Below are 7,139 nucleotides of genomic sequence, written 5' to 3' on the forward strand. Positions count from 1 at the left end.
AGGATTTTTTTTTCATGTAATTCTACAAATGCATCTATAAAAATTTTTTCAGCAATTGAGTTATCACCAACAAGCTTGTACGTAATTGTAAACATTGCCGCACTATATTTGTCATACAAATGTTCAAATGCTTTTGGATTTTTTTCGACAAGCATTTGAATAATATCTATATCACTCATCCTTTTTAAATCCGGGATTATTGGGCGCTTGATTTTAGTAAACTGGCTAAACATTGCTTCATTATTGTTTAAGAAAAAATAAATTATTTATACACGTCTTTCAACGGTTTTCAATTATCTCATTTTCTTTATTCTCTAATATTATTAAGGCAACCATTATGCCACTATTTTAACTGGGCTTAGTGACAATCAAACGTTATTACAAACGGATTGCAGTTTTGTTATTTTTATGATAAAACTTGTTTTAGTAATAATAATATTCCCCCTAATGGGGAAATAATTATGCGAAGATTACTTTAAAATTGATTTTGGAAGAGTATGTACCAATCTTGAAAAAAGCTGCTTATTGGTAACAGGTTTAGTTTATACAACAATATCATACATTACCCCCAAATGCCTGGGTATGCAGACAGCACGGCTGAAAAAAAAATTATTTCTTTGAAAAAAAGGGGTGGCAGATTATAAAATATATTTTTTAATTGTTTCCCTGAATACATCGATGTCAAATGGTTTTTCGATATAGGCATTCGCTTTTATACTTTTGCAAATAGCCGCAATTTCGGCATTGGCAGAAAACAGAATAGTAGGAATATGATGTGTTGCGGGGTTTCCTTTCATTATGCTGATAGCCTTTTCACCACCAATTTCGGGTATCCACAAATCCATTAAAATTATATCCGGTTTTATAATTAAAATATCTTCAATTATATTTTCACAACGGGAAAGTGTTTCTACACGGTAATTATCATTTACCAAAATTGCCTTACACAGAAATAAAATTTCTGTATCGTCGTCATATATTAAAACACATTTTTGCATAGAATTTTAAAGATGGAAAGATAGTACAACCTCAACACAAAAGGTTTTTAAATTTATAAAACTGTTGCCAGTGGCTTTAGTAAGAGATAACATCTTTTAAAACAGTATAAAAATACTTCAGTACATTAAGTTCCTCCCCAAATTTATCAGCCCTTTTTTTACAACATACATAATAAAAAAAATAAAAAAAGTTTGGCAGGTTATTTCTACCGGCATATTTATAATCGTACAATTATTATCATCAACAAAATTAATTGCATAAAAAAAACATTATTCGATATTTTGATTTTTATCATTTTGTACCCGTATTCGCAAACTTAAAAAGAAGGGTATTTTACAGGAAGCAACGTTTCAATATCGGTCTTAATGTTCTACACGCTAATACCGCTTTTAGTTTTAACTTACCAACCTGGTTTGTAAAAGATAATTTTGCAGCAGGTGCTGAAATACTGCCTGGTATTAATACATCTGCTATTGCGCTTTCATTGTGCAAAAATACCTGAAAACACCGTATGCAGCCAAGCCACCGGCTTTGGTGAGCGAAGAAATATCTTTAAATACTTCCTCTTTAATTTACCGGTAATGTAAAATAAAAGGTGCTTCCTTTACCCAGTTCACTTTCTACCCAAAGTTTACCCTTATGCCGCTGGATAATTTCATACGAAATAAATAACCCGATGCCAAGCCCCTGAAATTGTATGGCATGCTCTTCTACCCGGTAATACCGGTCAAATATTTTATCAAGGTGCTCCTGGCTTATGCCGATGCCATTGTCTTTTACCGATACTTTTATTTCATTATCCTGGTCAGCTATATTAATATAAATATCTAATGAATCTGGTGAATATTTAATGGCATTGCTGAGTAAATTAATTATTACCTGTTGCAACCTGTCTTTATCGCCCACTACCTGCTGATGCACTTTCCCTGTTTTTACAATTGCATGTTTTGGAGACGTTTGCTGAACATCTTCCAGTGTAATATCTACCATTTCATTAAAATTGAAACTGGAAATATGGTAATCTAATTTACCATGCTGTATTTTACTTACATCTAATAATTCGTTTACCAGTTCATTGAGTCTGTTAACAGAAAGAGTGGCTTTTTTTGCGTACAAATTAGCAGTTGTATTTACTTTATCCAATGAAAGCTGAAGCAGTTGAAGGTAGGCCTTGGCTGTAGTAAGTGGCGTTTTCATTTCGTGGCTGGCAATGCTGATGAATTCATCTTTTTTCTGCTCCATTCTTTTTCTTTCAGTAATGTCAACAAACACACTCATAATTTCTCCTTTATCTTTATTTATCAGGGCTCGTCCTGCAAGTACAAAAATTTTTCTTCCGTCTTTGCAAATAATTGCTTTTTCATACGCTGGAGAAACCTGATCAATCATTGCACTATTAAGTGCCTGACGGTCAATTGCAAAATATTCTTTCGACGTATAATGCATTGAGTTTATTTTACCTTCTTTTAAATCTTGTCTGTTGTAACCAGTCATACTGAGAAAAGCATTGTTTGCCTCTACCACTGCTCCATCTGCAACTTGGGAAATATTTACACCAATAACATTGGAATCCATAAAGGCTCTTTCACGAGCTTCACTAAATTTATGGCGTTCCATTTCAAACTCTGCCCTATTGGCCACTATTTTTAAAATTGCTAAAATATATTCAGGATTTAAAATTTCTTTTTCATGCATTGCCCCTATTAATCCAATCGGGTTTCCATTACTTTCATATAAAGGATAGGCCACATATCCTTCTACATTAAATTTTGATATTGTTTTATTTTTAGGAAAAGTAATTCTGCATTGCTTAGGATAGCTGAATACGGTGCCACGGGTTACTTCCTTACAGGGTCCGTCTTCAAGATGGTATATAATGTTGGGAACAATCTTTCCCTGTGCACTTAATGCGATAGTGTGAACAGAAAAATTATTTTTTTCTTTCTCCACCAGTTCTCCTATAAATACATAATCCAGCCCGGTTTTTTTGAAAATATAATTTACCACCGAACTGAAGAAATCTTCGCCGGTTTTATATTTCGAAAAATCTTCAGCAAATTCTAACACGAATTTTTCTTCGGCAAATGTTTTTTGATCATTAATATCTGTGTGTGTACCAATCCACGATATTATTTTTCCATCGGTATCTTTTTGAGGAAGCCCACGGGTTAAATGCCAACGATAAGTTCCATCATAACGGCGAAAGCGATGTTCTAATTGATATGGGTCACCAGTTTTTATAGAATGTTCCCAATTTTTTACGGTAATTTCCAGGTCATCGGGGTGTATTATTTTTTTCCAGCCCCAGCCTTTTAATTCTTCAAAATTCATGTTGGTATAATAGTACCATTGCTGATTTAAATAATCTATTTCTCCTGCTGCATCTGCAGTATTCAATTTTTGCGGCATGGCATCAGCCAGCGTACGAAAACGTTCCGCATATTCATACTGCTTTTTTTTTGAAAGTATCTGTTCTGTTGCTTCGTATCCAAAAACGAGTACGCCGGTTATTATTTTATTATCATCATAAATAGGCTGATAACTAAAATTAAAATACCGTTCTGTAGGTGCAAGGTCCTCATCATAAGCAACCCATACAGGTACTTCATTACCAACAAATACTTCTCCTGTATTGTAAACGTTGTCTAATAATTTATCAAAGCCCTGTCCTTTTAGTTCGGGCAATGCTTCCATAATGGGCTTACCTTGTATTTTTCGGTTGCCAAATAATTTTTGATAAGATGGATTTATCAAATTAAAAATATGCTCCGGCCCGTCAAGAGTAGCTACATAGGCGGGGGCATTTATAAAGAGCTTCTCTATCATTTCAGCATTGCGTTCCAGGTGTTTACGGCTCTCAACCAATTCTGTAACATCATACCCAAAAATTAAAATACCCGATATACTACCGTAATCATTTTTAATGGCCTGGCAATTCAGATCTATATAAATCTGCTGCGGCTCTTTTCCTTTTACTTTTTTAATAAACGCAGGCATTTCTTTACCTGTAAAAGGTTTTCCGGTAATAATAATTTCATCCACAATTTCTACAAAACCCTGGTCTTTCAGTTCGGGCAGGCATTCCATCATTTTTTTGCCAAGTATATTCCGGTTCCCTGTAAATTGGTGAAACATGTTATTGACAAATTCAAAAATATGGTCTGGTCCTTTTAAAATAACAAAGAACGCCGGGGCATCCATATAATAACTATGCAGCAAATCGTATTCTTTTAAAACTCCCGTTACCTTTTCTGTTAATATTTTTTCCGCCTTTTTTGTTAGCGTAATATCATTTAGTGCCAGCAAAATTAACTGCTCTCCACTCTCCCTGTTAATTGACTGAATATTAAAACAGATGGTACGTTCATCAATTACAGGGAATGAAAAAGTAATTTCCACTTCAATCATCTTTTCTTTTTCTTTCTGAACTTTTCTAAGCTCATTTTGAAGGCCGGGTATGTTCCAACCATCATTTTGCAACTGAAATAAGATTTTGCCGAGGGTATCTTCTTCAGTTAGTTGAAAAGTTTTATAAAAGGAAGTGTTTGCGCTTTTTATTATACAATTTTTATCCAATACCAGCAATGGCTCATGCACTACTGCAAGGGTAGCTTCTGCAAACCTGCGGCTTTGATTGAGTTCTTCATTGCGGTCGTACAGTTCCTGGTTTACTGTAATCAACTCCTCGTTGGTACTTTGTAATTCTTCTTTGCTGGTTTCTAATTCTTCATTCAGGCTCTGTAATTCTTCGCTGCCACTCATCAACTCTTCATTACTGCTTTGCAGTTCTTCATTGGCGGCTTCCTGATCTTCGGTAATACTACGCATGTCTTCCTTTAGCCTTTCCAGTTCTTTTTCTAACTGTTGTATGCGGGTATCCTTTTCGTCTTTTTTAATTTTTTGTGCCTTCTTTTTTTCATTACCGGCTGTTAATTGCTCATCGATTATTGCCAGTTGTTCCCTGAACAAAATTAAAAAATGCAGGTCAACTGTATTCAATAATGGAATCACTTCAATAGTTACTGATTTCTTACCATTATTAACCGGGATGTTTTCTTTAATAAATGGTTTACTGGAAGTTTTTGCTTTGTGGAGTGCATTGCGTATTTCAAATGCCAGGCCTTCCCTGGCCATCTTTAATACATTCAGGCTTGCCTTGCCTGGCGAAGGTTCCAGGTATTCGCCGGTGCTGCCACGAAACTGTACAATATCAAACTGATCATTCACCACTACACCCACCGGTGTATAGTTCTGTAATAAAATATCGTCGGCATTTTTTTGAAAATCATCTGTCTTTACTTCCTTGCTACGCATAAAATAATTTTTATCCGCAAAGGCTGCTTCACTTCGTTCGCTGGTCACATTGGTAAACTTTCCGGTCAGGGCTTTCCTGGTAAAATATTTATCTTTTTTTCCAAAAGGAATAAAAATATCCGATGCGTTTCCGGTAGTTTCTGATTTACCCAATAATAAAATCCCTTTATCATTTAATGCATAATGAAATAGTGTGAGTGCTTTTTTTTGCAGAAAAGGTTCTAAATAAATAAGCACATTGCGGCAACCGATAAAATCCATTTTTGCAAAGGGCGGATCTTTTAAAAAATTGTGTACGGCGAATATACACATATCTCTTACTGGTTTTTTTACCTGGTAATGCCCCTCTGTTTTAATAAAAAATTGTTGCAGGCGGTTATCTGAAATACCTTCTAATTCTTTTTTTGTGTAGATACCGGTCCTTGCTTTTTTAATTGCTTTCTCCGAAAGGTCGGTGGCAAAAATCTGCACATTGGCACTGGCAGTATGGTTGCTTAAATATTCCTGCAGGCAGATGGCTACTGAATACGCTTCCTGACCAGTGGAGCAGCCTGCTATCCAAAAACGTAAAGGAATACCAACCGGTTTATTTTTTATAATCTCAGGAAAAACTGTTTCACATAAAGTATCGAAGGTAAGAGGGTCACGGAAAAAAGAAGTAACCGGTATCAGCAGATCCTGGAACAAAATATCCAACTCCGGCTTATCTTTTTTAAGATAATTCATGTAATCTGTAATGGTTTCTAACTGAAGCATTACCATACGCCGGATAATGCGGCGCCGAACAGTTGTTTGTTTATAAAAATTAAAATCCACACCCACCCTAACCTTCAGCAATGCCAATATCTGGCGAAAGGCATCTTCATTTATTTTATCTTTTGCAGCATCTGGACCATCAGAAGAAGCATTAATAAAAGATTGCCGCAGATCCAGCAATTTCTCCGAAATTTTTTCAGGTGCAATAATGAAATCAACTATCCCCGCATCAATGGCATGTTTTGGCATACCATCATAAGCGGCAGAGGCAGGATCCTGTGCAAACGTAAGCCCTCCCTGATCTTTAATATCTTTTAACCCCGCAGTACCATCTGCACCGGTGCCGGATAATACCACGCCGATGGCATGGGCCTGGTGTACTTCGGCCAGAGAAGAAAAGAAAATGTCAATGGGTAAATTCAATCGTTCTTTTGTCAATCTCGGACTTAGTTTCAATACACCATCCGTGGCCATGAGTATTTTGTTGGAAGGAATAACATAAATGTGATTGGGATCTACATGCACATTGTCGCTTATTTCCACCACCGGAATTTTGCTAACCCGTTGTAAAATTTCGGGCAAGGCACTTTCATGTTCCGGGTGTAAATGCTGAACAAGAATATACGCCATTCCTGAATTTTTTGGAATAGCTGTTATCAATTTTTTAAAAGCATCCAGTCCCCCTGCAGATGCACCAATGCCTACTACCGGAAAAAGGTTTTGCGATGGTATAGTGGGTTTATTTGTTTCTATTGGCATTTATTTGTTTTCTTGAGCAATGTATTGTAACAATAAATAAATATTTAACATTAAATTACTTAAAGGTAGTTTATTCAAAAGTAAAGGAGCATTTTGTTAAACTATACGTTGTGTTTTAGCCGGCAGTACTACAGATTAATTGTAACTGTTAGCCTGTTTTTTTTGTAGCAAACAGCACTTCTTTTATCGTATCCACCTGTACCTTCAACGCTTCTTTTTTACCCGATAACCTGATGCCATACTTACACACCTTTTTTAGCAGCATCTGCTTTCATTTTATTCAACAGGTTGCTGCGTTCTTACATTATTCG

At 35.7% G+C, this 7,139-nt stretch carries 2 protein-coding genes; both read right to left on the minus strand.

The genetic code is table 11. The annotated features are described in order from the left end of the window. Window positions 1-638: 638 nt before the first annotated feature. Window positions 639-998, minus strand: a complete 360-nt coding sequence (locus H7254_RS11455) for a two-component system response regulator (protein WP_301933096.1) — start codon at window positions 996-998, stop codon at window positions 639-641. A 568-nt stretch (window positions 999-1,566) separates the two neighbouring features. Further along, window positions 1,567-6,828, minus strand: a complete 5,262-nt coding sequence (locus H7254_RS11460; RefSeq protein ID WP_301933097.1) for a chemotaxis protein CheB — start codon at window positions 6,826-6,828, stop codon at window positions 1,567-1,569. Window positions 6,829-7,139 lie beyond the last annotated feature (311 nt).

The sequence above is a fragment of the Ferruginibacter sp. genome (genome assembly GCF_014377975.1).
GTDB lineage: Bacteria > Bacteroidota > Bacteroidia > Chitinophagales > Chitinophagaceae > Ferruginibacter.